This window comes from Brooklawnia cerclae, from assembly GCF_011758645.1.
Taxonomy (GTDB): domain Bacteria; phylum Actinomycetota; class Actinomycetes; order Propionibacteriales; family Propionibacteriaceae; genus Brooklawnia; species Brooklawnia cerclae.
The window spans coordinates 1,182,275-1,206,659 of the sequence record NZ_JAAMOZ010000001.1; the positions used below are offsets into that span (position 1 = coordinate 1,182,275).

A 24,385-nucleotide genomic window follows, 5' to 3' on the forward strand; every position below is an offset into this window, starting at 1 on the left:
ACCATGACGATTGACCAGGGACGACCAGGAACCGGTGACGCGAGCCCGGGTGGGCTGCCCGACGCCCGAGGACACTTCGGTGAGTTCGGCGGCACCTTCGTGCCGGAGGCGTTGCACGCGGCGCTCGACGAGTTGATCCGCGCCTTCGAGGACTCGCGCACCGATCCGGAGTTCGCGGCGGAGCTCGCCGATCTGCAGGCGAACTACACCGGTCGGCCCAGTCCGATCACCGAGGCCAAGCGGTTCAGCCAGTACTGCGGGAACGCCCGGGTGGTGCTCAAGCGCGAGGATCTCAACCACACCGGCTCGCACAAGATCAACAACGTGCTCGGCCAGGGCCTGCTGACCCGGCGCATGGGCAAGACCCGCGTGATCGCCGAGACGGGTGCGGGCCAGCACGGTGTGGCGACAGCCACCGTGGCCGCCCTGATGGGTTTCGAGTGCCGGGTCTACATGGGCAAGGTCGACACCGAGCGCCAGGCGCTCAACGTCGCCCGGATGCAGTTGCTCGGCGCCGAGGTCGTGGCGGTCGAGGCCGGCAGCCGCACCCTGAAGGACGCGATGAACGAGGCGATGCGCGACTGGGTGACCAACGTCGATACCACCCATTACCTCATCGGGTCGGTCAGCGGCCCTCATCCGTTCCCGATGATCGTTCGCGAGTTCCAGCGGGTGATCGGTGCCGAGGCGCGCGTCCAGGTGCGCGAGCGGTTCGGGCAGTTGCCCGACGCGGTCTGCGCCTGTGTCGGCGGCGGATCCAACGCCATGGGGATCTTCGCCGACTTCATCGAGGACGAAGGTGTGGCGCTCTACGGCTTCGAGGCCGGGGGATCGGGGATCGAGACCGGCCTGCATGCCGCGGCGATCAACGGCGGCAGCGTCGGGGTTCTGCACGGCACCCGCACCTACGTGCTGCAGGACGCCGACGGACAGACGATCGAGTCGCACTCGATCTCGGCAGGACTGGACTATCCGGGCGTCGGCCCGGAGCACTCGTGGCTGGCGCGAACCGGCCGGGCGACCTACGAGACCATCACCGACGCGGAGGCCATGGACGCGTTCCTGCTCCTCAGCCGCACGGAGGGAATCATGCCGGCGATCGAGTCGGCCCACGCCGTGGCCGGGGCGCGGCGCCTGGGCCTGCGTATCGCCGAACAGGATCCGGACGCCCGCCCGTTGATCCTCATCAACATCTCGGGGCGTGGAGACAAGGACGTGGACACGGCCATGGCGTATTTCGGCGTCCGTGGCGAGGCGGACCATTCGACAGGAGCGTTGTGATGAGCACCACGGTCGACCCCCGGCTCGGCATCAGCGGGCATGTGCTGCGGGACGCGAAGGCTGCCGGACGCGCCGCCCTGGTCGGTTACCTCCCCGTCGGCTATCCCGACGTCGACCACTCGATCGAGGCCATGCGCGCGCTGGCGCAGGGAACCGACGGGATCGGCGTCGACATGGTCGAGATCGGCATGCCGTACTCCGATCCGATGATGGACGGGCTGGCGATCCAGCACGCCACCACCCGGGCGCTGGAGCGCGGGGTACGCACCCATGATGTGTTCCGGGCCGTCGAGGCGGTGGCCGTGGCCGGGGCCGTGCCGCTGGTGATGATCTACTGGAACCTCGTCGAGCAGTACGGGGTGGAGGCCTTCGCCCGCGACCTGGCAGCGGCGGGCGGCGCGGGTCTCATCACCCCCGACCTGACGCCCGACGAGGCAGGGCCGTGGCTCGACGCCTCCGACGCCCAGGGACTCGACCGGGTCTTCCTGATCGCGCCGAGTTCGACCGACGAGCGGATCGCGATGACGATGGCGAACTGCCGGGGCTGGGTGTACGCGACCTCGGTGATGGGGGTCACCGGGGTGCGGACGCAGACCTCGTCCGCGGCGCCGGTGATCGTCGATCGTGCCCGCGCAGCCGACCCGAGCCTTCCCGTCGGGGTCGGGCTCGGGGTGTCCAACGGCGATCAGGCTTCTGTCGTCGGGTCTTACGCCGATGCCGTGATCGTCGGCTCCGCGCTGGTCAAGTGCCTGATCGACGCGGAGGACGCGGGCAGCGCCGATCTGGTTCGGTTGCGCGAGCGCGTCGCCGACCTGGCCGCCGGGGTACGTCGTCCGGTCGTGCCGGACGACGCGACCGTGCGCGGGGGGTGAGCAGATGATCCTCCTGGAGATTCCGAGCCCGCCGTCGCGGGGGTTCTTCATCGGGCCCTTCGAGATCCGCTACTACGCGCTGTTCATCCTCGCGGGCATCTTCCTCGCGGCCTGGCTCGGCAGCAAGCGGTTCGTGGCGCGCGGCGGCAGCAGCGAGAAGTTCGACGCGTCGGTGCTGGTCACCGTGCTGGTCGGCATCGTCGGGGCGCGGCTGTACCACGTGATCACCGACTACCAGCTGTACTTCGGGCCGGGACGCAACCCTTGGCAGGCGTTCAACATCCGGGCGGGTGGCCTGGGCATCTGGGGTGGGGTGGCCCTCGGAGCGGTCGCACTGTGGTTCATGTGCCGCCGGTATCGCCTCGACTTCGGGTCGTTCGCCGACGTGCTGGCCCCGGGCGTGCTGTTCGCGCAGGCGATCGGGCGGCTGGGCAACTGGTTCAACCAGGAGCTCTTCGGGCGTCCCACCACGTTGCCGTGGGGCCTGCACATCGATCCTCAGTACCGGCCGGACGGTTACGAGCAGTACGACACGTTCCACCCCACGTTCCTCTACGAGCTGGTCTGGGACACGGCCGGGGGCTTCGTCCTGCTGTGGGTCGAGCGCCGGTTCAAGTTGGGGCGAGGCAAACTGTTCACCGCCTACGTGGCCTGGTACACGTTCGGGCGGTTCTTCATCGAGGCACTCCGCATCGACCCCGTCAACCACGTCGGGGCCTTCCGGCTGAACAACTATGTCTCGGTGATTGTGTTCGTCGCGGCAGTCGCTACGCTGGTGTGGCAGCTGCGTCGTGTCCCTGGCGTGCGGCTCTGGCCGTTCGGCTTCGCCGTGCCCCAGGGATCACTGGTACCGGCCCGACCTCGCCCAGAGCGCGCGGCCACCGACTAAAACACTGGTCCACATTGCGGCCAAGTAACGACCCCGTAACCGCGCCTGCCTACGCTCGGTTCGTTTCATGCCCCGACGGGGCGAGGAATGGGAGGACAGATGGCTCGACAGGCGGCTTCAGCACCCGTCCAGCAGGGCTTGTACGACCCGCGCTACGAGCATGACGCTTGTGGCGTGGCGTTCGTCGCCAAGCTCGACGGGATTGCCACGCACGAGTTGGTGGAACAGGGTCTCACCGCTCTGGCGAACCTCGATCACCGGGGGGCCACGGGTGCCGACGAGGCCGCCGGCGACGGTGCCGGCATTCTCGTGCAGATACCCGACGCGTTCTTCCGCGCGGACGTCGACTTCATGCTCCCGCCGGTCGGTGAGTACGCCGTCGGCATGGCGTTCCTGCCGATCGACGAGGCGGAACGCGACATGGCGATGATCTCCATCGAGAAGATCGCGCTGGAGGAGCGTCTCAAGGTGCTCGGCTGGCGTGAGGTGCCGGTGCGCAGCGACACGCTCAGCCCGATCTCGCGCGACGCGATGCCCTACATGGCCCAGCTGTTCGTCAGCGATCGGCATCACGCGTCGGGCATCGACCTCGACCGGCTCGTCTTCGCGCTCCGCAGGCGCGCTCGTTTCGAGGCCGGCACCTACTTCGCGTCCCTGTCGGCGCGGACGACGGTCTACAAGGGCATGCTCACCACCAGCCAGCTCACCGAGGTGTACCCCGACCTGTCCGACGAGAGGTTCGCCTCGGCGCTGGCGCTGGTGCACTCCCGGTTCTCGACGAACACGTTCCCCTCGTGGCCGCTGGCGCACCCCTACCGCCTCATCGCCCACAACGGCGAGATCAACACGGTCAAGGGAAACCGCAACTGGATGCGGGCGCGCGAGTCGCTGCTGGCGTCCGACCTCATCCCCGGCGACATGTCGCGGCTCTTCCCGATCTGCGTGCCCGGCGACTCCGACTCCGCGGCGTTCGACCAGGTGCTCGAACTGCTCCACCTGGGTGGTCGCAGCCTGCCGCACGCGGTGATGATGATGATCCCCGAGGCCTGGCAGCACAACGCGGACATGCCCCAGGCACATCGGGACTTCTTCGACTACCACGCCTGTCTGATGGAGCCGTGGGACGGCCCGGCGTGCATAGCGTTCACCGACGGATCGATGATCGGCGCGACCCTCGACCGCAACGGCCTGCGTCCGGCTCGTTTCTGGGTGACCGGCGACCGGGTCATCTTCGCCTCCGAGGCGGGTGTGCTGGACGTCGACCCCGCCGAGGTGCGGCAGAAGGGGCGCCTGCAACCCGGGCGCATGCTGATCGTCGACCTCGACCAGCATCGCCTGATCGACGATCGCGAGATCAAGGACGCGCTGGCCGCCGAGCACCCCTACGGCGAGTGGCTGGCCGCCGGCCGCGTCTTCCTCGACGACCTCCCGGAGCGCACCCACATCGTCCACGGATCGAGTTCGGTGGCACGCCGCCAGCAGGTCTTCGGCTACTCGCATGAGGATCTTCGCCTGCTGGTCGCCCCGATGGCCAACACCGGCGCGGAGGCGATCGGCTCGATGGGCAGCGACACTCCGCTGGCGGTGCTCTCCGACAAGCCGCGTTCGCTGTTCGACTACTTCAGCCAGCTGTTCGCGCAGGTCACCAACCCGCCACTGGACGCCATCCGCGAAGAGCTCGTGACCTCGCTCGAGGTGCGCAGCGGGCGGCAGCCCAACCTGCTGGAGCCCTCGCCGGCCTCGGCGGAGCAGTTGGTGCTGTCGTCCCCGGTCATCGACTCCGAGCAACTGGCCAAGATCGTCCACTACGGTGAGCGGGCCGATCAACCGCACGGCATCACCAAGGTGATCAGCTGCCTGTACAACGTGCAGGAGGGGCCGGACGCGTTGCGCGCGCGGCTGGCCGAGATGCGCGAGGAGGCCACGCAGGCCATCGACGAGGGTGCCTTGTACATCGTCTTGTCCGATCGGCATTCCAACCCCGAGCGGGCACCCATCCCGTCGCTGCTGAGCACGGCGAACATGCACCACCATCTGGTGCAGCTGCGCAAGCGTGCCCAGATCGGCATGATCGTCGAGGCCGGTGACGTGCGTGAGGTGCATCATCTGGCCCTGCTGATGGGCTACGGCGCGGCGGCGGTCAACCCGTACCTGCTCTTCGAGAGCGCCGAGGACATGTCGCGCCGCGAACTGCTCGTGACCGTCGACCCCGAGACGGCCATTCGCAACGTGGTGAGCGCCATCGAGCACGGCCTGCTGAAGGTCATGAGCAAGATGGGCATCTCGACGATGGCCTCCTACCAGGGCGCCGAGGTCTTCGAAGCCGTCGGCCTGAGCCGCCGGTTCATGGCGGAGTTCTTCCCAGGCACGTCATCGCGCATCGACGGCATCGGCCTGGAGGAGTTGCACGCCGACATCGCGAGCCATCACGCCCACGCCTACCCGGCGACGAACTCGCTTCCGCACCGGACGCTGGAGGTCGGCGGCCAGTACCAGTGGCGCCGTGAGGGCGAGCAGCACCTGTTCGATCCCGAGAGTGTCTTCCGCCTGCAGTACGCGACCAAGACCGGGCGCTACGACGTCTTCAAGCGTTACACAGCGCGCATCGACGAGCGGTCGTCACGCCTCATGACGCTGCGTTCGCTGCTGGAACTCAAGCCCGCCGGCGAGCCGATCCCCATCGAGGAGGTCGAGCCGGTCAGCGAGATCGTCAAGCGGTTCTCCACCGGCGCCATGAGCTACGGGTCGATCAGCCAGGAGGCTCACGAGACCCTGGCCATCGCCATGAACCGTCTGGGTGCCAGGTCGAACACCGGCGAGGGCGGCGAGGATCCGGAGCGGCTGCACGACCCGGAGCGGTGCTCAGCGATCAAGCAGGTGGCCTCCGGCCGCTTCGGTGTGACCTCCGAATACCTCACCTACGCCCGCGACCTGCAGATCAAGATGGCCCAGGGCGCCAAGCCTGGTGAGGGCGGGCAGCTGCCCGGCCCGAAGGTCTACCCGTGGATCGCGCGGACGCGGCATTCGACTCCGGGTGTGGCCCTCATCAGCCCGCCGCCGCACCACGACATCTACTCCATCGAGGACCTGAAGCAACTCATCCACGACCTGAAGTGCGCCAACCCCGAGGCCCGCGTCCATGTGAAGCTGGTCAGCGAGGTCGGTGTGGGCACGGTCGCCGCGGGCGTCGCGAAGGCCAAGGCGGATGTCGTGCTGATCTCCGGCCATGACGGCGGCACGGGCGCCGCGCCCCTGACGTCGATCAAGCACGCGGGTGCGCCCTGGGAGCTCGGCCTGGCCGAGACCCAGCAGACGTTGGTGTTGAACCGGCTGCGCGACCGTATCGTCGTCCAGTGCGACGGGCAGTTGAAGACCGGCCGCGACGTCGTCATCGCCGCTCTGCTGGGCGCCGAGGAGTTCGGGTTCGCCACCACGGCACTGGTGACCACCGGCTGCATCATCATGCGCAAGTGCCACCTGGACACCTGCCCGGTCGGTGTGGCGACGCAGAACCCCGAGTTGCGCAAGAAGTACGCCGGCAAGCCCGAGTACGTCATCAACTTCATGCAGTTCATCGCCCAGGAGGTGCGCGAGTACCTCGCCCAGCTCGGGTTCCGGACGCTCGGGGAGGCCGTGGGACGCGCCGATCGTCTGGAGACGCGCCAGGCCGTCGATCACTACAAGGCTCGGGGGCTGGACCTGACCCCGGTGCTTCACGAGGTGGAGCTGCCCGAGGGCACGGCGCGCTTCCAGCGCGTGACACAGGACCACGAGCTGGATCGTTCGCTCGACGTCCGGCTCATCGAGCTCGCCGCCCCTGCCATCGAACGTGGCGAGCATGTGCGCGCGTCCGTGCCGATCCGCAACGTCAACCGCACCGTCGGGACGATGCTCGGCCACGTCGTGACGAAGGCGACCGAGGGCGCCGGCCTGCCGGAGGACACCATCGAGTTCGAGCTGACCGGGACCGCGGGGCAGAGCTTCGGCGCGTTCGTGCCGGCCGGCATCACCTTGCGCCTGATCGGCGACGCGAACGACTACCTCGCCAAGGGGCTGTCGGGGGGCCGCATCATCGTGCGCCCGAACCCGGCGTCCACCTTCGTCGCGGCCGATCAGATCATCGGCGGCAACGTCGTGGCCTACGGTGCGACGTCGGGCGAGATCTTCCTGAGCGGCCGGGTGGGCGAGCGCTTCTGCGTCCGCAACTCGGGTGCCACGGCGGTCGTGGAAGGCGTGGGTGACCACGGCTGTGAGTACATGACCGGCGGTGAGGCCCTCGTGCTCGGTACGACCGGCCGCAACTTCGCGGCCGGCATGTCGGGTGGCGTCGCGTGGGTGCTCGATCTTCGTCCTGACAGGCTGAACACCGAGTACGTCGATGCCGTCGACCTGACTGCCGACGACGTGGAGCGCGTGATGGAGCTGCTGGCGCGCCATGCCACCGAAACCGGTTCGAAGCGGGCCGAGGAACTGCTGAGCCTCGGCCCGGACGGCGTGGCCAGGCGGTTCACCAAGATCTTGCCGCGTGACTACGCGCGGATCATCCGCGTGCGGGAGCAGGCGGTCGAGTTGGGCCTGCACGACGAGGAACTCACCCAGGTGTTGATGGAGGCGTCCCGTGCGTGACGTGACGACGAGACGATTGGAGGCCACTCGTGGCTGACCCGACTGGTTTCATGACGACTCCGCGCGAGGTCGCGGGGCGGCGCCCGACCGACGAGCGTGTCGGCGACTGGGACGAGGTCTACCCCGGCACACCCGGGCTCGCGCTGCTGCCGATCATCAGCAAGCAGGCCGGACGCTGCATGGACTGCGGCATCCCGTTCTGTCATAACGGCTGTCCGCTGGGTAACCTGATCCCGGAGTGGAACGACCTGCTGTGGCGCGACGAGTGGCAGGACGCGCTCGACCGGTTGCACGCGACGAACAACTTCCCGGAGTTCACCGGGCGCCTGTGCCCGGCACCGTGTGAGACCGCCTGTGTCGAGGGCATCAACCGTGACCCCGTGACCATCAAGAACATCGAGGTCTCGATCATCGACAAGGGATGGGCCGACCGCCGCGTCACTCCGCAACTGGCCGACTGGCACACCCTGAAGACAGTCGCGGTCGTCGGGTCGGGTCCCTCCGGGCTCGCCGTGGCTCAGCAGCTCACGAGGGCCGGGCACACGGTCGTCGTGTACGAGCGGGCGGACGCGATCGGCGGCCTTATGCGCTACGGCATCCCGAACTTCAAGATGGAGAAGTCGGTGCTCGATCGCCGGCTCAAGCAGATGACGCTGGAGGGCACCACCTTCAAGCCGTCGACCAACATCGGCATCGACATCACCGGCGAGCAGCTCCTGGAACGGTTCGACGCCGTCGTCCTCGCGATCGGCTCCACCCGCCCGCGTGATCTCAAGGCGCCGGGCCGCGAGCTGGCCGGCATCCACCAGGCGATGGAGTACCTGCCGCAGGCGACCAAGGCTCTCACCCGTGAGGTGCCCGACCAGATCACCGCGGAGGGCAAGGACGTCGTCGTTATCGGCGGCGGCGACACCTCCAACGACTGCCTCGGCACCGCGCTGCGGCAGGGCGCCCGGTCGGTGACGCAGCTGGAGATCATGCCTCATCCGCCGGCCGATCGTCCCGACTCGCAGCCGTGGCCGACCTATCCGATGATCTACCGGGTGGCTTCGGCGAACGAGGAGGGCGGCGAGCGTCTCTACAGCGTGAACACCGCGGAGTTCCTCGGCGAGAACGGCGCGGTCAGCGGGCTGCGCATCGTCGAGGTCGGGGGACCGCAGACCAGGTTCGCGCCCATCGAGGGCACCGAGCGCGTGATCCCGGCCCAGCTCGTGCTGCTGGCGATGGGCTTCCTCGGCCCGGAGGCCGATGGCGTCGTCTCCCAGCTGGGGGTGGATCTGGACGAGCGCGGGAACATCGTGCGCGACCACAACTATCAGACCGCGATCCCCGGGGTTTTCGCCTGCGGCGACGCCGGACGCGGCCAGTCGTTGATCGTCTGGGCGATAGCCGAGGGCAGAAGCTGCGCCAACGGCGTGGACGCGTTCCTGACCGGCGAGACCAGTGCGCTTCCGCGCCCGATCAACCCGTCCGACCGGCAGTTGATGGCCTGAGGCGGGCGGTCAGTCTGGTTCAGCGCGGACGGTAGATGTCAGAACGGTGATCGATGGCGACAATCGTGACGCGGCCGTCGTCGATGCGGTAGATGACGCGGTAGTCACCGCGGCGAGCGCTGTGCAGGCCCTCCATGTCGAGGCGCGGTGCTTTGCCCACGCGGCGCGGGTTGTCGGCCAGCGGGCCGTAGACGAACTCGATCACCGCGAGACTCACTCGTTCGGGTAGCCGCTGGAGTGCGCGCTTGGCTCGCGGGGACCAGGCGATCGGATGTGGTTCGTCAGTCACGGCTGATCAACCGGAGCGCTGCGTCCTTGTCCAGAACCTCGGCCGACTCGTTCGTGAGCTCGTCGAGGCTGTCGCGGATCTCTGCGAGCAGCGCCGGACGGGCCAGGATGTCGAGTGTCTCTTCCAGCGACTCCAGGTCGTCGATGCTCACCACGACGGCCGCGGGCCTGCCGTGCTTGGTGATCACCACTCGGTGGTGTTCACGCTCCACCTGGTCCACCAACTCCGAGAGATGGTTCTTGGCGTCTCTCAAAGCCATCTGCGGGTCGACCGACATGGCCACAAGTGTAGCTACAGTGTGCACCTCGATCAATTGGCGACATCACCGATGACGCAGCCGTGTGACATAGTGACATCGTGCTCGGGGACCGGCCATGCGCTGCCGACCCGCGCTGTGCCGTCGGGCGGCGAGCCCTCACAGTCGACCCACAAGGGGGTATCCCATGAGTGGTGACGATCGCAAAGGTGGAGAGTCTCGTGGAAGGACTGGCAGAGTTCTGCCCCTGGTGATCTACATTCTCACAGGTCTCGTCATCGGGTTCGCTGCATCCATCGGATATCTGAATGCGTCGATGGCTGTCGGCAAACACGTGATAGTCAACGTGACAGAAGAGGGCATACGACTGGGCTATCTCAACGGCATGATCGGAAGGATATGGCTATCAGGAGCGCTTCTCTTCTTGGGCGGAGTCGTCTTGGTCGGGTTCAAGCGAAAGTGGATATTTGTGGTCGCGCTTCTGGTTATGCAGGTCGCTGCGGCCGTCATAATGTCCTATTACGACGCCGAAATGATAGAAGTGGTGGAAGGGATCATAAAGTAGTGGCTTTGCCCACGCGGTGCGGGTGATCTGCCGCTGAGGTCACGAGGACAGCAGGACAGTGCGTTCCGGGTGTTCGGCGGCCAGGTCTGCGTCGAATGTGGCCACTTTCGCGTCGTGATGGGCAGCCAGGCCGACCAGATAGGCATCGGTCACCTGCCGGTGAGCCCGGACCCGGTCGAGATCGATGTGGGAGTAGGAGACGGAGTCGGGCCAGAACCGGCATCGCGGGTGCTGGTGGAAGCTGGCCAGAAGGGCCACGGGCCGTCTGAGATGCCTGTGTGCCATCTGTGACACGATGACGTCATGATCGAGACATGGCCGGAGGTTGCCGATTCCCATCGGCCGGGGGAGACGGTTCGCGGCTCGGTTGGGACAACACCCGACCAACGTTGGACGATCGTGGCGGCCGTGATTCTCGGGGGCATGTATGTCAGTTCGGGGCTGCCTCGCGAGAGCGACTGGCTGGCGGCTGCGATGCAGATCGGGATCCTGGTGGCGGTGGCTTTCTCAGGCTGTCGCTTGGCCGTCTCGGCGACGGGGACCGGCACTCTGTTGCTTCTGGCGTATGTCGCGAGACCCAGTACGGACATCACTTTCTCGGCACTGGGTGGCTATGTGATTCTCGTGGCCGCGCTGGCTGATCGGCGAAGGCTGTTCGCCCTGCTGTGGTCGGCGGTCTACCTGATCCTGATGGGGATGCACCAGACCGTCAGCGCCACAACGTGGCACACGTGGAGGGACTTGATGGGCAACTTCGTCTTGTTGGCCGTGGTCTTCACGATCGTTGGTGAGGTAGTCGGTGTCTCCCGTCAGCGCCGCCGGGCCAGGAGCGTCAGGGAAGCGCAAAAGGTACGCCGAACACTGCAATCCGCGGCGCGGGCCATGCATGATTCCATCGCGCAGTCTGCTGCCCAGGCTCTATGGCTCACCCGGGAGGCCCGTCAGGAACTTGATGATGGGTCGTCGCATGAGGCGCTTCTTGTTGCTGAGAATGCCTGCGAAAGAGTCGTCGACCAAACCCGGGAGATGATGGCCTCCTTGCAACAGGGGCGAGACATCATGTCGTCCAGCGCCGACCATGCGGAACAGGTGCGATGTGTTCTCGAATCCCAAGCCCGTCAGCTGGGCCGGAGCGGTCGCGTTGTCGTGTGGGAATGTGATCTTCCCCCACAGGCTTCGGCTGAGGTGATCTCGGGGCTCTCAGCCGTGGCCGTGGAGGCGACCAGGAACATGGTGAAACACGGCGGGGAGCAGGGCGAATACGAGTGCTCGATTCGCTGGGATCGAGCCGCTGGTGTGGTGCGGGGTGCCTTCAGTAATCCGGTGGACGTCCCAGGGGGAAGGGCGATCTCGACCGGCCTTGGGCTGGTGATCATGGCCGATGAAGTGCGCGCACTGGGTGGCATGATATCCACTGGGACGCGAGATGGGCGGTGGATAGTGGAGTTCAGCATTCCTGTGGGAGACGATGATGCCTGAGCGGGCCAAGCGGGCTCTGGTTGTTGACGACGATCCCATCGTCCGCGATGCCGTGGCACGTATGCTCGCACGGCGTGGTGCGGTGGAAATCGTGGACACCCTCGGCGATGGCTTCGAGGTGATCGCGTATTGCGATGGCAACAAGGTGGATGCTGTCTTGATGGATGCCCGGATGCCGGGCTTGGATGGGCTTTCGGCCTCGGCCGATCTCAAGACTCGTCATCCGGAGCTTCGTGTGGTGCTCTTCTCGTCCTATGATTCAGGCACCACCCAGAACCAGGCACGGGCATCGATGGCGGACGCATTCGTGTCGAAGTCCGCGTCCATTGACGAGATTGAAGCGGCGCTACTGGGCACCGGTGAGCGTTCCGTCCTGACCGGTCGTGAGTGCGAGGTGGTAGTACTTGCGGCGGAGGGACTGACAAGCCAGCAGATCGGCCGCAGGCTGGGCATCGGCGAATCTACAGTGAAAGCACATATCGCATCGGGGCTACGAAAGAGCGGGGCCAAGTCGCGGACGCAGTTGGTCAGGTGGGCGATCGAGAATGGCTACATCACATAGCCGGGGTGTCGACAGCCTCCGAACCACCTGAATGGTTCGTCACTGCGGCAAGAGGTCTCGTCGGTTGAAGGACCACAGGCCCACACCGATCGTCACGAGAATGACCGCCGCCAGGATCGCGCACATGGGTGCGGTTTTCACGCCTTGGGTGTCGAAGGCACCGTTGCGTGCCACCATCGCGAAATCGCCGACGAGAAGCTTGGAGCGGCTCAACGACGAGACCGCGAGGTAGCTGACCACCAGCAGGAAGGCAAGCATAGGCCGCAGGGTAAGGGCAAGGACCATCTGAACGGTCGACATGGCCAATGAGAGCAGCACCGGCACCGCGAGCAGACCGTAGGCCTCGGCCGTGGTGACCTGCGACATGTCCAGCCCGTTGATGACCGCTCCCACGTCGGGGCGGGGCGCTGCGGTCATCCCGTCGAATACGAGACTGAATACCAGCCATACCAGCGCGGCGACTGCGTAGAACGTGAGCACGGTGAACACCAGCCACAGCCATTTGGCCACCCACCAATCCGTGCGGCTTCCCACACAGTGGAGCGTGTGGACGGAGTAGCCGCTCAGGCCTTTGGCCGGATACGAGGCAACGAGCAGCGCCAGCAGAACCTGCGGCAACAGCCATGTGATGGGCAGCACGAGGCCGTCGTGGTCCGCGGCAGGGGTAGGCACACCGTTGAGTGCGTGCAGGGCGTAGTCGATCCACGCGGGGGTCTGATCCGGGAGGGATACGTCACCGGTGCGTCGGGCCTGATCGCACAGCAGGGCGAACACGGCGGCTGCGACCAGGTAGTTCAAGATATTCGAGCGAACGCCTACCTGCAGATCGTGCGCGAAGGCTGCGAAAAGCCGGCGGGCACGGCCGTGGTCAGAGCGACTCATCGACCCTTGACCTTAGGGCCACGAATCCGGCCGCAAGGGCCGTCACCACGAGCCACTCGACAGCCATTGCTCCGAATCCGATGCCGACAGTTGTCTGGTGGGCGTTCACGAGTTCCATCGGGGAGAATCTGGATCCTGCACCCTCGGGGATCGCAGCAAGGGCGAACTCGGCGACCCAAAGGATGATGAACGGGGTCGCCACGACCAGAATCCGATTTGCCACGATGTAGCCCGCTACCACAGACATCAGCCCGATCGATCCAGCCCACAAGAAGTTCACCAGGACGTATGCCAGCACATATACCAGCGGGTGCTCGTAGAACAGACCGCTCCACATGCCTGTCTCGGGGATGCCGAACACAGTTGCCTCGGGGCGTATCGCGGGCAGGAACATCGCCGTCAGGCACAGATCCAGCAGCAAAGGGAAGGCCACCGCCACGCCTGCCGACACGAAGACGGCCACGGCTTTCGCTCGGTAATACCGGCCGCGCGGCGCGCGCGTGACCACATTGATGTCGTAGCCCGAGCGCCGGTCGTCGAAGAGCGAGGCCCCGAACGGCAGGGCCGCGAGCAGTGGGAGCAGAAACAGAAACAGGAGGCCGGCCATCTCGCTCATGTCGTAGCCCAGCCAGAACCGGTACAGGGAGTGCGGGTAGGAAGGGGAGAGCGCGGACTTTCGCTCGACGCTCATCTGCGACAGCGGGATCACCTGTGTCATGTGCAGAGTCACCACCGCGAGCCCAGCAGCCAACGCCAGCAGCATGGAGCGGCCGGTGAAGGCCCGCTTGAGTTCGATCATCAGCAGTCTTCCTGACATGGTCGTCCGTTCACCTGCCCACGTCAGGCAGACGCAGTTCGTACTTGTCTGGGTATGTCATCAGGCTCAGTGTGAAGGACCGCTCGTCCACCGTGTCCCATTCGGCCTGCTCGAACTGATGATCATAGAGGTTGTAAGGCAAGCTCAAGCGGGCTTCCTCTCCGGCAGGGATATTCGACGGCCTTCCAGCGGGATTCGCTGCCTGTATACCTCCGAGATCGACTCCGTTGTACCAGGGCCCGGACCACAAGCTGAAGAACAGTATCGAATCGAGTGTTTCAGAACCCATCGGTTCGGTCGTCTCGTTGCGGAGCGTGATGTCGACCAGCATCAGCTTCACGGTGCCAATACGGTCTTCACTGGTCGGCGTATAGCCGTTGAGGACTTCCGGAATCTGCGAGCCGTCGATGAGGCGTGCACCGGTAAGGGTGATCGTCAAGCCGTTGATGGTGAGGGGTTCGCTGGGCAGTGCCGTGTGAGTCTCAGGCTGCGGCCACCTGGCGTTGACATCGGCGATCCGCCACGTGACGCAAACTCCGAGGGTGGCGACCAACACGGCGGCAAGAAGCCAGCGGATCGGCAGTTTTCCTCGCACTATTGCCGCCCTCCAGTCGATTCCGTGGGCTCCTCGGTGCGGCCGTGATGCGCGGCGAGACGCCCCTCGGAGATCTCGAAGACCTCGTCCGACAGAAACTCAAGCTCCGCGCGGTCGTGCGAGGCGAGAACCACGAGCGCGCCCTCGTCGCGGTGGCGTGTGAGCAGACCACGCAATTGCGCCACCCCATCGCGGTCGAGGCCGTTGGTCGGCTCGTCCACAACGATGAGGCGCGGTCTCTCCATGAGCGCGGCGGCGATGCCGAGGCGCTGCTTCATGCCGAGGGAGAACTTACGGAAGACGCGCTGGTCGTCGGCCCTCAATCCGACGTCGGTCAGAGTCTGGCGCAGGCTCGCCTCAGTAGCGACGCCACGAATCATGGCAAGCAGCCGAAGGTTCTGCAGGGCTGTGTACTGGGGGAGGAACGCGGGGTTCTCGATCAGGGCGCCCGTGCTGTCAGGGAAGGCCAAACCCTTACCCAGCAGGCGATCGTCGATCGCGATCTCGCCGCTGGTCGGCCGGATCAGCCCGCAGATCGCACGCATGAGCATGGTCTTTCCCGACCCGTTGGGGCCTCGAAGCCCGTAGATGCGACCGCCCGCTAGGGTCATGCTCATGTCGTCGAGGACGACAGCACCCTTGATGACCTTGGTGACATGACTCAGGTTGATTCTCATAGCGGGGCGTTGGCCTCCGTTCACTCCAGCCTCCTTGAGGTAGTGGGCAGCAACGTGGCGCTGCGAGCCTAGCGGACACCGGGGTGTGCTGCCTGGTGCGATGTGGGCAGCACCCCGGCGTCCGAGTCCGGCCCGATCGGCGTCAGCAGTAGTCCGGGCTCCACAGGCCGTTGGCCTTGAGCCCGATGGGTCCGATCTTCCTGGCGCCGATTGACGCCTGGGTGTATCCCCACTCGCGCACGTAGTTCGTCAGCGTGTACGTGTTGCCCTGCCGGATCTCGTAGCTGTGGCCGTCGCTCACGTCGATGTATGAGCCGTTGGAGTACGCCGAGGCCCATGCGACGTAGGTCCTGCCCGCCTCGTTGTACTGGGCATTCAGATACACATACGACGTGTTGTCCTTGTATCTGGCCGGCGTGTACTGGGTGTCGCTGATGATGGGCCAAGAGAACGAGAACGACGAGTCTGTGCAACTCGCGTGCGCCACTTGGCTGGTCGTTACCGATACGAGCGGGATGGCGAGAAGTGCGCAGATCGCGGCACCCGCGACCCGCTTCCTGGTGTTGGTTGTGTGGTGCGTCTGACTGGTCATCTTTCACCTATCGATCGAATGGGGGGTGACACGGGGACCTTCTGAACAGAGCCCTTGTTGACCAAGCACGGCAGGGCTCAACAAACTGAAATGACTCGACGATGGATGGGGCTGGAGATCTCTCCCGTGCGGTGAAGCTCGAGAAACAACCGCACGACAAGATCCTCCGCCGCCAGATGGTCGCGCGCTAGTGGACTTTCGGAGGAGGCACATCAAGCCGGGCGAGGCGGGTCCCAGACCTGATGGACGGATGGGCACCCCCAACGATGGCCTGCGACGGCAGGCTTGCTGGTTCGTTGGGCTTGCACCCGGGGAGCCAGGGGAACCACGTGCAGAGGTCCGTGTCCGACGCGGCAGCGACCGGTGATCTGGCTATGCCTACGGTGAGTTCAGTGCGACTGGCATCCGGACGGGAATGCCACAAGCGAAGGGCAGTGAGTTGGGATTCATATGTCACGAACGGATGAGCGAGGGTGACGAGCGCAATGAGGACGGCGAGGCCCAGGAATGCCAGCCGACGAGCGTAAGTGTGGTCCACAGGAGGGATGCTGCCGCAGTCGGGTAAGCCCCCACCAGTAGACCTTTGGCGAAGAGAGCGAACTCGCTGGCGTTAGCGAACCAGCCAGCGTGGACGCGTCCTGCGCGGTCACGCGGCCCGCGTGAAATTCGCGCGGGCGCCGTGGCTTCCCGCAGGCCGTATACCGCCCGCCGGAGCACACAGCACCCGCGCGAAGTCAGGCGGCCCGCCGGAAACGCACGGCACCCGCCAAAGCGTCCGCCGGACGCAACGACCGGACGATCAGTTCCGCGTCCCGGCCCAGTAGGTGCCGTCGGGGAAGCTGAACTCGGCGATCGACTCGGTGAACATCTCGGTGTTGTAGCCGGGGTCGCCGGTCACCTGGTAGCGGCCGTTCGCGACCTTGACCGGGTTGACGAAGTGCTCGTGCAGGTTGTCGACGTACTCGGTGATGTTGCGGTCCCACGAGCCCGAGACAGCCACGTAGTCGAGCATCGATGCGTGGTGCACCATCTCGCACAGCCCGACCCCGCCCGCGTGCGGGCACACCGGCACGTCGAAGTGCTTGGCGAGCAGCAGCACCGCGAGGATCTCGTTGAGCGAGGCGAGGCGGCCCGCGTCCACCTGGCAGTAGTCCATGGCGCCCGACTCGAGGAATTGCTTGAACATCACCCGGTTGTGGCAGTGCTCGCCCGTGGCCACGCCGATGGGGGCTACCGCGTCCCGGATCTTCTTGTGGCCGAGGATGTCGTCGGGGCTGGTGGGCTCCTCGATCCACTTGAGGTCGAACTGCGCCAGGTGCCCGACCCAGTCGATCGCCGTGGGAACGTCCCACACCTGGTTGGCGTCGATCATGAGGGGTCGGTCGGGGCCGATGGTCTCGCGGGCCAGTCGACAACGGCGGATGTCGTCGTCGATGCTGCCGCCGACCTTGAGTTTCACCGCGGTGAAGCCGAGCTTCTCCTGCTCACCGATGATGCGCACCATCTTCTCGTCCGAGTAGCCGAGCCACCCGGCGGCGGTGGTGTAGGCGGGGTAGCCCTGCGCCTCGAGCTGCGCGATGCGCTCGCCGCGGGTCGGAGCCGCGTCCTGCAGGATCTCGAGCGCGCGTTCGCGCGGGAGCACGTCGGACAGGTAGCGCAGGTCGGCGATGTCGACGAGCTGCTCGGGCGGCATCTCGGCCAGCAGGCGCCACACCGGCTTGCCCGCGAGGCGCCCGGCGAGGTCCCACGCGGCGTTCATCACGGCCGACAGAGCAAGGTGGACGACACCCTTCTCGGGCCCGAGCCAGCGCATCTGCGAGTCCTCGCTGAACGACAGGTAGGTGCCGCCCATGTCGTTCACCATGGCGTTGACGTCGCGTCCGACCAGCCGCTGGGCGAGTTCGCGCGCGGCCATGCACACGATGTCGTTGCCGCGTCCGATGGTGAAGGTGATGCCGTACCCGCGAAGCTCCTTGCCAGCGGCGTCTGTGCCGTCGGTGTGGAGGGTCACGTAGGTGGCCGAGTAGTCGCCGTCCTTGTTCATCGCGTCCGAGCCGTCGGCTTGCAGGGACGTGGGGAATCGGACGTCGGCGACCTCGAACGAGGTGATTGTTGGCACGGATGAACTCCTTGGTTGGTCGGTCGTGTCAGTGGGTGAAAACGATCTTGCCGAACGCCTCGCCGGCCAAGAGCCGGGCGAACCCGGTGCGGGCCTGCGACAGCGGAAGCACGGTGTCGATGACGGGCTCGATGCGGTGGTGGGCCATAAAACGGAGCAGGTCCGTCAGCTCCTCACGGGTGCCGGCCGTCGATCCCTGGACGCGGAGTTCCCGGAAGAAGACCTTCGTCAGTTCCGCCCGCGTGGGAGCGTCCCCGCTGGTGGCTCCGCAGGTGACCAGGGTGCCGCCGGGCCGCAGCACGTTGATCGAATGGCTCCAGGTCGCGGCGCCGACGTTGTCGATGACCGCGTCCACCTTCTCGGGCAGGCGGGCGCCGGCCTCGAACACCCGCTCGGCTCCCAGCGCCAGCGCACGGTCACGTCTGGCCGCGTCCCGGCTGGTGGCGAAGACCCGGATACCCGCGGCACTGGCCAGCTGGATGGCTGCGGAGTTCACTCCACCGCCACTGCCCTGCACGAGCACGAGATCGCCGGGACGCACGCCCGCCTGGGTGAACAGCATGCGATAGGCGGTGAGCCATGCCACCGGGGCGACCGCCGCGACCTCCCAGGGCAGGTCGGCCGGTTTCGGGACGAGGTTGCTCGCGGGCACCAGGAGGCGCTCGGCGAACGTGCCGTCCACGCCCTCCGACAGGAGGGTCCGGCGTGGGTCGAGGGGCTCGGGGCCCTGCCATCCGGTGCTGGTCACGATGGGGTGGACGACGACCTCGTTGCCGTCCGGGTCGAGGCCGGCGGCGTCGCATCCCAGGATGCGCGGCAACTGGTCGGCGGACAGGCCCACGCCGCGCAACGACCAGAGGTCGTGGTGGTTGAGGCTGGTGACCTTCGGGGTGACGACGACCCACCCGTCGCGGGGCTGCGGGTCGGGGTGCTCGCCGATGGTCAGACCCTGCAGCGGGTCGGAGGGGGACAGGCTGGTGGCCTGGACAGCTAGCATGGCCCAAACGCTACACGTCGGGACGCCGGGGAAACCGCGCGTCCGGCCCCGCCCGCACGGGCTAGAACAGGCGCGCGCCGGGCGACTCGACGATCTGCTTGCCGAACGGGAAGCACGTCACGGGGATGAGCTTGATGTTCGCGATGGCCAGCGGGATGCCGATGATGGTGACGGCCTGTGCCGCCGCGGTGGTGATGTGGCCGATGGCGAGCCAGAGCCCGGCCACGAGGAACCAGACGATGTTCATGAGCGCCGAGCCGGCACCGGCGCCTGGCTTGGGGACGACTTCACGGCCGAACGGCCATACGACGTAGCTGGCCATCCGGAAGCATGCGACGCCGGCCGGGATCGTGACGACGAAGATGCAGGCGATGATCCCGAAGAAGACGTAGGCGATGAAGAGCTCCAGGCCCGCCAGCAGGAACCAGATGACGTTGAGCAGGGTTCGCATGGTCGCTCCTTGTGATGGGCCGGCCGGGGTGATGGGCCGACCGGGTGACTCACAGGTGCAGGGTTGCACGGGTGGTCCACAGAATTGTCCCACGCCGCCCGTCCCGGCGTGACCCGCTACGATAGGCAGGTGGTTAGTTCCGGAAAGTTAGAGAATGATCAAGCCGGTTCACCACCCGCCACCGTGGACGATCCGGTCGCCCCGACGACGGCGGCCCAGCTCGATTCCTTGAGCGACGACCTGCGTGCCGCGGTCGGCAAGCTCTGGCGGAGGATCCGCAGCGAACGCGGGTCCGGGCAACTGAACGAGTTGCAGTACTCGGTGCTCGCCTTCCTCGTGCGGACAGGTCCGCGTACCTTCACCGAGATGGCCGAGTTCGTCCAGGTGAGCCCGCCGTCCATCACGCGGACCGCGGACCGTCTGGTCGGGCTCGGGCTGGCCCAGCGTGAACGGGACGAGTCCGACGCCCGGGTCTTCCGCCTGGCGGCGACCGGGACGGGCGAGGAGTTCGTCAGTGACGTGCATCGCCGGCGCTCCGAGTGGCTCGCCGGTGCCCTGGACGGGTTGACCGACGAGCAGCGGCTGCTGGTCGCCGACGCGGCTCCGATCCTCCGCGCGCTCGCCGAATCGGGGGAGCCGGGCGGGCAGGGACGATGAGCGAGGCGCTGCGATCGTTCGCCGTCCGTAACTACCGGATCTGGTTCGCCGGGGCGCTGGTCTCCAACATCGGCACGTGGCTCCAGCGGACGGCCCAGGACTGGATCGTCATCAACGACCTCACCGACAACGACGCCGTTGCGGTCGGCTTCACCATGGCCCTCCAGTTCGGCCCGCAGGTGCTGTTCATCCCGGTGTCGGGGTTCATGGCCGACCATTTCGACACCCGCAAGCTGCTGATGCTCACCCAGGCCCTCCAGGCGGTCCTCGCCTTCGGTCTGGGGGCCGTGGTGGTCACCGGCCACGCGACACTCCCGCTGGTGTATCTGTTCGCGCTGCTGCTCGGCATCGTGAGCGCGCTCGATTCCCCGCCCCGCCAGGTCTTCGTCTCCGAACTGGTGGACGAGCGCCTCATCGGCAACGCGGTGTCGTTGAACTCCGCGTCGTTCAACCTGGGCCGCATGGTCGGCCCGGCCGTGGCCGGTCTTCTGGTCGCCTGGCTCGGGGCGGGGTGGGCGTTCCTGATCAACGGGATGACCTTCGCCGCGGTCCTCGCCTCCCTGTGGTGGATCCGTGACGGGGAGTTGCTGCACCCTGAGCGGGCCGAGCGTGCCAAAGGCGCCCTGCTGGAAGGGTTCCGCTACGTCAGGCGCCGGACCGACCTGATGGCGGTCATGATCCTCATCCTGATCGCCGAGACGTTCAGCCTGAACTTCCCCGTGTTCATCGCCGCGATGTGCACGGTGGTGTTCCATCTGGGCGCGGAGCACTTCGGCCTGTTCAACTCCGCACTGGCCCTCGGCTCGGTGGCGGGGGCACTGCTGGCCGCGCGGCATGACCGTCCGCGGTTGCGTGTGATCGTCGTCGCATGTGCCGGCATGGGACTGGCGTTGGCGGTGGGCTCGGCCATGCCGGTCGCGTGGGCGTTCGCGCTCGCCCTGCCGCTGGGCGGGATGTGCATGCAACTGATGACGGCCTCGGCCAACGGATATGTTCAGCTGTCGACCAATCCCGAGATGCGGGGTCGGGTCATGGCCGTCTACATGGCGGTGCTCACCGGCGGTACCCCGATCGGCGCGCCGATCATGGGCTGGATCGCCGACGTGTTCGGGCCGCGGTCGTCGGTGCTCGTCGGGGCGGTGGCTGCCGTGATCGCCGCCGTGTGCGGCGTGGCCTGGCTGGCGATGCGCATGAGGCTCGACGCCGAGATCGGCTTGCCGCGCGGCCCGCGCATCCACATCGAGGTCGTGCCCCGGGTCTTCCGGGGTCGATCCGCTGTGCTACGCGTCCCGGCCCTCGCGGAGCCCGCGCCGCTCGACGAGGACGGCGGGCAGGTAGCCGACGAGTCCCGCGGCGCCGACGAGTCCCGCACAGACCATGGCGGGACCGTTGCCCCAGCGCTCGGCGAAGGCTCCCAGAAGGGGATAGAAGACCAGGACGCCGATGGATGTGGCCATCGAGTCGACCGAGAGCACGGTTGCACGGTTTGACGCGTCCGCCTGGTCGTGCAGCAGGGTCGCGTGCGCCGTGCCGTTGGCGCCGTGCAAGGAATAGGTGACCAGGTAGGCCCCGGCCAGTGACGCCGCACCGGGCATCACCCCCATGAGGGCGGCGGCAATGCCGTGGGCCAGCCGGGAGACCAGAGCCGTGCGAGCGAATCCCAGGATGCGCCCGAAGCGTCCGGCCAGCCAGGACGCCAGTGCGAATCCCAGCCAGCCCACGGCCACCAGCGGCCCGAGCCAGACGCCCGCGCGGGCCTCGCTGCCGAGGAAATCGGCCAGGCGCAGGGGCATGAGGTTCTCCTGGGCGAACATCGCCACGACCCAGAGTGTCTCGGCCACGAGCAAACCGCGCAGCACCCCGCTGGATCGCAGGAGACGCAGCCCGCTCGCGATCACCCCAGGGGTCGCACGCACGGACGCCAGAACCTGCGCGCGGCGATCGTCGGTGGACGCGCCGGACCGCCCGGAGGTGGTACGCGGCTCGGACATGAGGCCGATGATCATCGCCAGATCGACCGCCTGGCCGATGACGAGCAGCACGACGGGCAGGTCGAGCGCGGACGCGTCCCGGAAAGGATGCCAGGCGATGAGCCCCCCGCTCAGCAACGAACCGGAGGCGATGCCGATCCCCAGCAGCGCATGCGAACGCGCCAGTGCCGTTCCCACCGGACGTCCCGGCTCGATCGCGCGCACGGCGTCGACGAACCATGCCTCCAGCGGGCCCGAGTCGAGCGCCCGGAAGACACCCATGAGCGCCGAGGCGAGCACGAACGCAGCGAAATCGTGCGCGAGCAGGTAGGCGAGGCCGCTGAGGACGCCGAAAGCGCCCGCCACCACCAGCACGGGCTTTCGTCCCAGCGCGTCGGCGAATCCGGAGGTCGGCAGCTCCAGGAGAAGGATGATCGCTCCCTGGACCGCCGAGTAGACGCCGATCTGGGCGACGGTGAGCCCTCGCTCGGTCGCCAGCAGGGTGTATACACCCGCAACCAGTCCGATCGGGAACCAGCGCGCGAAGGTGAGGGCCCAGAAGACACGCTCGACGTGCCGGATGCTCGGCATGGGTTCAGTCCGACTCGTCGGCGGGCTCGGGGGAGCCGCCGGCATCCGGTGGGGGAGCGGCCGGGTCGTACGGTGCGGCTACGTAGTGGAAGACGATTCTGGTCGCCTCGGGATCGGCCTGACCGGCATGCCGGTAGCGCGCGAGCAGTGCCTCGAACTCGTCGCTGAACCGGCGGAGTTGCTCGGCGGTCACGACCAGGGAGTCGTCGCCGTACCCGAGGACGTCGCGCCAGCGGACCGGCCAGTCGAGCTCGTGATCGCGGTAGGCCTCTTGGCGCTCCACGAGCAGCCGCAGGTAGTGGCTTTCGAGCCAGTCCATGGCGACGCGCGCGTCCTCGTCGGCGTCCAGTTCGCTGCGCCGCCAGGAGTGCCCGCGGGTGGCCGCTTTCCACACGCGTTCGCGCGCGGTGCCCTCGTCGGTCTCGACCACCAGGCCCACCTCGGCGAGACGGCGGAGGTGATAGCTGGTCGCGCCGGAGTTGGTTCCCAGTCTGCGGGCCAACCCGGTAGCGGTGTCGGGGCCTCCTGTGCGCAGCGCGCTGACGAGCCGTGACCGCAGCGGGTGGGCGAGTGCTTTCACGCCGGCCGCGTCCAGATGGATGGTCGTGTCCTTCTGGGATTCCGTCGGTTCCATGGAATGCACAATACCTTTGCAAAGAAATTGTGCAAGTGATGGAACGGGTCGTCCGGGGGTGAAGGGGACTCCGTCTGGCGGTGGAGTCGTGACACGACTTCCTCAACTGCGTGCGCGAGATCCTCCGGCTACGCCGAATGCTCGTATGGGGGACAAGGCAGTGCGAATCGGGTCAGTTCTGTCACGCGACCGCTCCGGTCGAACGACGCTCCGGTGGTGTGCCTGCCCGGTCAGACGGCCGACCGGGGCCCACTGCCGGGGTCGGCGTCCTGGGCCAGCAGGTCGCCCCTGATCCGGGCCGGGGCCGCCCCCAGCTTCTCCACGAGTGCGTGCACTCTGGGGTCGTCCAGGCAGCACGCGGCCACGACCGCCGGGGTGACGGGACGGCCCCGCGTGCCCTTGACGTGTACCACCGCCGCTTCGAGGGCCTTCTTCGCGCCGGGGGAGAACTCCATCGCCCCGCCTCCTCTCGTCCCACTCCGCCGTGAGGACCACGGCTTGCGCGACGAAGGCAGCGGCCCGATCTCCCGCACGAGTTGCGGCACGTCGATGCCGATGCTCTCCAGGGCGTCGACCTCGGTGATCGACAGGCCGGCGAAGCCCTCGCCCGACATGCCTCGCCGGAGTGCGGCAGCGTCGACGCCGTGACGGCCCAGCACGGCCGTGACCTGATCGTCGGCGGTGCAGGCGCCGATCAACAGGTGACCGGCGCCGAGCGTCGTATGCCCCATGTCGTGCGCCTGGGCGACGGCAGCCGTCACGGCCTCGCGGGCGCCGTTGGCGAATCGGTTGAACATCTGGGCTCCTCAGCGGTCGATGTGGGCGTATTTCTTGTGCACTGCCTGCTTGGTCACGTCGAGATGTGTGGCGATGAGCTGCCACGACCATCCGGAGGCGCGGGCCCGGGCGACTTCGCGGGCTTCCAGGGAGTCCGCGAGATGCCGGAGGGCCACGGCGGCGCGGAGTCCTTCGCCGATGTCGGGGCTCTGCCCGTGAAGCTGGGCGATCGTCTCATCCATGGCGTCAACCGTAGTTGACATCATGGGAGGGTGTCAATGCTGGTTGACGTAACTTCGGCGTCGCGGTCGTGG

At 67.0% G+C, this 24,385-nt stretch carries 24 protein-coding genes and 1 pseudogene; 10 read left to right on the forward strand and 15 right to left on the reverse strand.

Going from position 1 to position 24,385, the window contains the following annotated elements; genetic code table 11:
* Positions 1-3 precede the first annotated feature (3 nt).
* The 5 genes from trpB to FB473_RS05700 all read left to right on the forward strand — a co-directional run bounded on the left by trpB (position 4) and on the right by FB473_RS05700 (position 9,161).
* The gene (gene trpB, locus FB473_RS05680) at positions 4-1,281 is read left to right on the forward strand and encodes a tryptophan synthase subunit beta (RefSeq protein WP_167165482.1); all 1,278 of its coding nucleotides are present in this window, start codon (positions 4-6) and stop codon (positions 1,279-1,281) included.
* A complete protein-coding gene (gene trpA, locus FB473_RS05685) occupies positions 1,281-2,153 on the forward strand; it encodes a tryptophan synthase subunit alpha (protein ID WP_167165484.1) in 873 nt (290 codons plus the stop codon). The genes trpB and trpA overlap by 1 nt, the downstream gene beginning before the upstream one ends.
* A 4-nt stretch (positions 2,154-2,157) precedes the next feature.
* Positions 2,158-3,042 carry a prolipoprotein diacylglyceryl transferase gene (gene lgt / locus FB473_RS05690; protein ID WP_167165486.1) on the forward strand — a complete coding sequence of 295 codons (885 nt, stop codon included), beginning with the start codon at positions 2,158-2,160 and terminating at the stop codon, positions 3,040-3,042.
* Positions 3,043-3,141: 99 nt separating this feature from the next.
* Positions 3,142-7,668 carry a glutamate synthase large subunit gene (gene gltB, locus FB473_RS05695; RefSeq protein ID WP_167165488.1) on the forward strand — a complete coding sequence of 1,509 codons (4,527 nt, stop codon included), beginning with the start codon at positions 3,142-3,144 and terminating at the stop codon, positions 7,666-7,668.
* Between the two features lie 29 nt (positions 7,669-7,697).
* Positions 7,698-9,161, forward strand: coding sequence for a glutamate synthase small subunit (locus FB473_RS05700; protein ID WP_167165490.1), 1,464 nt, complete (start codon positions 7,698-7,700; stop codon positions 9,159-9,161).
* Positions 9,162-9,180: 19 nt separating this feature from the next.
* Here FB473_RS05700 and FB473_RS05705 read toward each other — a convergent pair whose 3' ends face one another.
* Both FB473_RS05705 and FB473_RS05710 read right to left on the reverse strand, forming a co-directional pair.
* Positions 9,181-9,450: a type II toxin-antitoxin system RelE family toxin gene (locus FB473_RS05705; protein ID WP_341770043.1), complete on the reverse strand. Its 270-nt coding sequence runs from the start codon at positions 9,448-9,450 to the stop codon at positions 9,181-9,183.
* Positions 9,443-9,727, reverse strand: a complete 285-nt coding sequence (locus FB473_RS05710; RefSeq protein WP_208390452.1) for a type II toxin-antitoxin system Phd/YefM family antitoxin — start codon at positions 9,725-9,727, stop codon at positions 9,443-9,445. Before FB473_RS05710 ends, FB473_RS05705 begins: the two co-directional genes overlap by 8 nt.
* Positions 9,728-9,893: 166 nt before the next feature.
* Here FB473_RS05710 and FB473_RS05715 point away from each other — a divergent pair, with 166 nt between their 5' ends.
* Complete coding sequence (locus tag FB473_RS05715; protein ID WP_167165492.1) at positions 9,894-10,271, forward strand: hypothetical protein; 378 nt, start codon at positions 9,894-9,896, stop codon at positions 10,269-10,271.
* 39 nt (positions 10,272-10,310) lie between these two features.
* On the opposite strand, the gene FB473_RS05720 is transcribed toward FB473_RS05715, so the two are convergent.
* A complete protein-coding gene (locus tag FB473_RS05720) occupies positions 10,311-10,556 on the reverse strand; it encodes a PIN domain-containing protein (RefSeq protein ID WP_167165494.1) in 246 nt (81 codons plus the stop codon).
* An 18-nt stretch (positions 10,557-10,574) separates the two neighbouring features.
* Here FB473_RS05720 and FB473_RS05725 point away from each other — a divergent pair, with 18 nt between their 5' ends.
* Together FB473_RS05725 and FB473_RS05730 are read left to right on the forward strand one after the other, a co-directional pair.
* Complete coding sequence (locus FB473_RS05725) at positions 10,575-11,750, forward strand: sensor histidine kinase (RefSeq protein WP_167165495.1); 1,176 nt, start codon at positions 10,575-10,577, stop codon at positions 11,748-11,750.
* Positions 11,743-12,312 (forward strand): response regulator transcription factor, encoded by a 570-nt coding sequence (locus FB473_RS05730; protein ID WP_167165497.1) that lies wholly within the window; start codon positions 11,743-11,745, stop codon positions 12,310-12,312. The genes FB473_RS05725 and FB473_RS05730 overlap by 8 nt, the downstream gene beginning before the upstream one ends.
* 39 nt (positions 12,313-12,351) lie before the next feature.
* Here FB473_RS05730 and FB473_RS05735 read toward each other — a convergent pair whose 3' ends face one another.
* From FB473_RS05735 to FB473_RS05770, 8 genes are all read right to left on the reverse strand, one after another.
* A complete protein-coding gene (locus FB473_RS05735) occupies positions 12,352-13,194 on the reverse strand; it encodes a DUF2705 family protein (RefSeq protein WP_167165499.1) in 843 nt (280 codons plus the stop codon).
* The gene (locus tag FB473_RS05740; protein WP_167165501.1) at positions 13,181-13,993 is read right to left on the reverse strand and encodes a hypothetical protein; all 813 of its coding nucleotides are present in this window, start codon (positions 13,991-13,993) and stop codon (positions 13,181-13,183) included. Before FB473_RS05740 ends, FB473_RS05735 begins: the two co-directional genes overlap by 14 nt.
* A 28-nt stretch (positions 13,994-14,021) precedes the next feature.
* Positions 14,022-14,606 carry a hypothetical protein gene (locus tag FB473_RS05745; protein WP_167165503.1) on the reverse strand — a complete coding sequence of 195 codons (585 nt, stop codon included), beginning with the start codon at positions 14,604-14,606 and terminating at the stop codon, positions 14,022-14,024.
* Positions 14,606-15,283: an ATP-binding cassette domain-containing protein gene (locus FB473_RS05750; protein ID WP_167165505.1), complete on the reverse strand. Its 678-nt coding sequence runs from the start codon at positions 15,281-15,283 to the stop codon at positions 14,606-14,608. Before FB473_RS05750 ends, FB473_RS05745 begins: the two co-directional genes overlap by 1 nt.
* 142 nt (positions 15,284-15,425) lie before the next feature.
* Positions 15,426-15,875, reverse strand: a complete 450-nt coding sequence (locus tag FB473_RS05755) for a DUF2712 domain-containing protein (RefSeq protein WP_167165507.1) — start codon at positions 15,873-15,875, stop codon at positions 15,426-15,428.
* Positions 15,876-16,674: 799 nt separating this feature from the next.
* Positions 16,675-17,994 (reverse strand): enolase C-terminal domain-like protein, encoded by a 1,320-nt coding sequence (locus tag FB473_RS05760; protein ID WP_167165509.1) that lies wholly within the window; start codon positions 17,992-17,994, stop codon positions 16,675-16,677.
* A 28-nt stretch (positions 17,995-18,022) separates the two neighbouring features.
* Positions 18,023-18,991 (reverse strand): zinc-binding dehydrogenase, encoded by a 969-nt coding sequence (locus tag FB473_RS05765; protein ID WP_167165511.1) that lies wholly within the window; start codon positions 18,989-18,991, stop codon positions 18,023-18,025.
* A 61-nt stretch (positions 18,992-19,052) separates the two neighbouring features.
* Complete coding sequence (locus FB473_RS05770) at positions 19,053-19,442, reverse strand: YccF domain-containing protein (RefSeq protein WP_167165513.1); 390 nt, start codon at positions 19,440-19,442, stop codon at positions 19,053-19,055.
* A 183-nt stretch (positions 19,443-19,625) separates the two neighbouring features.
* On the opposite strand from FB473_RS05770, the gene FB473_RS05775 reads away from it, so the two are divergent.
* Positions 19,626-20,099: a MarR family transcriptional regulator gene (locus FB473_RS05775; RefSeq protein WP_167165514.1), complete on the forward strand. Its 474-nt coding sequence runs from the start codon at positions 19,626-19,628 to the stop codon at positions 20,097-20,099.
* Entirely contained in the window at positions 20,096-21,589 is a 1,494-nt protein-coding gene (locus FB473_RS05780; protein ID WP_208390453.1) for an MFS transporter, read from the forward strand. The genes FB473_RS05775 and FB473_RS05780 overlap by 4 nt, the downstream gene beginning before the upstream one ends.
* On the opposite strand, the pseudogene FB473_RS17895 reads toward FB473_RS05780, so the two are convergent.
* The 4 genes and pseudogenes from FB473_RS17895 to FB473_RS05800 form a co-directional block, all read right to left on the reverse strand.
* A pseudogene (locus FB473_RS17895) lies at positions 21,590-22,705 on the reverse strand (MFS transporter); the annotation flags it as partial.
* Complete coding sequence (locus FB473_RS05790; RefSeq protein ID WP_167165518.1) at positions 22,665-23,294, reverse strand: winged helix-turn-helix domain-containing protein; 630 nt, start codon at positions 23,292-23,294, stop codon at positions 22,665-22,667. The pseudogene FB473_RS17895 and the gene FB473_RS05790, both read right to left, overlap by 41 nt.
* A 230-nt stretch (positions 23,295-23,524) precedes the next feature.
* A complete protein-coding gene (locus tag FB473_RS05795; RefSeq protein ID WP_167165520.1) occupies positions 23,525-24,091 on the reverse strand; it encodes a hypothetical protein in 567 nt (188 codons plus the stop codon).
* A gap of 9 nt (positions 24,092-24,100) precedes the next feature.
* Positions 24,101-24,313, reverse strand: a complete 213-nt coding sequence (locus tag FB473_RS05800) for a hypothetical protein (RefSeq protein WP_167165522.1) — start codon at positions 24,311-24,313, stop codon at positions 24,101-24,103.
* Positions 24,314-24,385 lie beyond the last annotated feature (72 nt).

Excerpts from the sequence above, each read along its gene's own strand:
- trpB (WP_167165482.1), top strand. The coding sequence starts at position 4 with ATGACGATTGACCAGGGACGACCAGGAACCGGTGACGCGAGCCCGGGT.
- trpA (WP_167165484.1), top strand. The coding sequence starts at position 1,281 with ATGAGCACCACGGTCGACCCCCGGCTCGGCATCAGCGGGCATGTGCTG.
- lgt (WP_167165486.1), top strand. The coding sequence starts at position 2,158 with ATGATCCTCCTGGAGATTCCGAGCCCGCCGTCGCGGGGGTTCTTCATC.
- gltB (WP_167165488.1), top strand. The coding sequence starts at position 3,142 with ATGGCTCGACAGGCGGCTTCAGCACCCGTCCAGCAGGGCTTGTACGAC.
- FB473_RS05710 (WP_208390452.1), bottom strand. The coding sequence starts at position 9,727 with ATGTCGGTCGACCCGCAGATGGCTTTGAGAGACGCCAAGAACCATCTC.
- FB473_RS05715 (WP_167165492.1), top strand. The coding sequence starts at position 9,894 with ATGAGTGGTGACGATCGCAAAGGTGGAGAGTCTCGTGGAAGGACTGGC.
- FB473_RS05720 (WP_167165494.1), bottom strand. The coding sequence starts at position 10,556 with ATGGCACACAGGCATCTCAGACGGCCCGTGGCCCTTCTGGCCAGCTTC.
- FB473_RS05725 (WP_167165495.1), top strand. The coding sequence starts at position 10,575 with ATGATCGAGACATGGCCGGAGGTTGCCGATTCCCATCGGCCGGGGGAG.
- FB473_RS05730 (WP_167165497.1), top strand. The coding sequence starts at position 11,743 with ATGCCTGAGCGGGCCAAGCGGGCTCTGGTTGTTGACGACGATCCCATC.
- FB473_RS05735 (WP_167165499.1), bottom strand. The coding sequence starts at position 13,194 with ATGAGTCGCTCTGACCACGGCCGTGCCCGCCGGCTTTTCGCAGCCTTC.
- FB473_RS05740 (WP_167165501.1), bottom strand. The coding sequence starts at position 13,993 with ATGATCGAACTCAAGCGGGCCTTCACCGGCCGCTCCATGCTGCTGGCG.
- FB473_RS05750 (WP_167165505.1), bottom strand. The coding sequence starts at position 15,283 with ATGAGAATCAACCTGAGTCATGTCACCAAGGTCATCAAGGGTGCTGTC.
- FB473_RS05755 (WP_167165507.1), bottom strand. The coding sequence starts at position 15,875 with ATGACCAGTCAGACGCACCACACAACCAACACCAGGAAGCGGGTCGCG.
- FB473_RS05765 (WP_167165511.1), bottom strand. The coding sequence starts at position 18,991 with ATGCTAGCTGTCCAGGCCACCAGCCTGTCCCCCTCCGACCCGCTGCAG.
- FB473_RS05770 (WP_167165513.1), bottom strand. The coding sequence starts at position 19,442 with ATGCGAACCCTGCTCAACGTCATCTGGTTCCTGCTGGCGGGCCTGGAG.
- FB473_RS05780 (WP_208390453.1), top strand. The coding sequence starts at position 20,096 with ATGAGCGAGGCGCTGCGATCGTTCGCCGTCCGTAACTACCGGATCTGG.
- FB473_RS05790 (WP_167165518.1), bottom strand. The coding sequence starts at position 23,294 with ATGGAACCGACGGAATCCCAGAAGGACACGACCATCCATCTGGACGCG.
- FB473_RS05795 (WP_167165520.1), bottom strand. The coding sequence starts at position 24,091 with ATGTTCAACCGATTCGCCAACGGCGCCCGCGAGGCCGTGACGGCTGCC.
- FB473_RS05800 (WP_167165522.1), bottom strand. The coding sequence starts at position 24,313 with ATGGATGAGACGATCGCCCAGCTTCACGGGCAGAGCCCCGACATCGGC.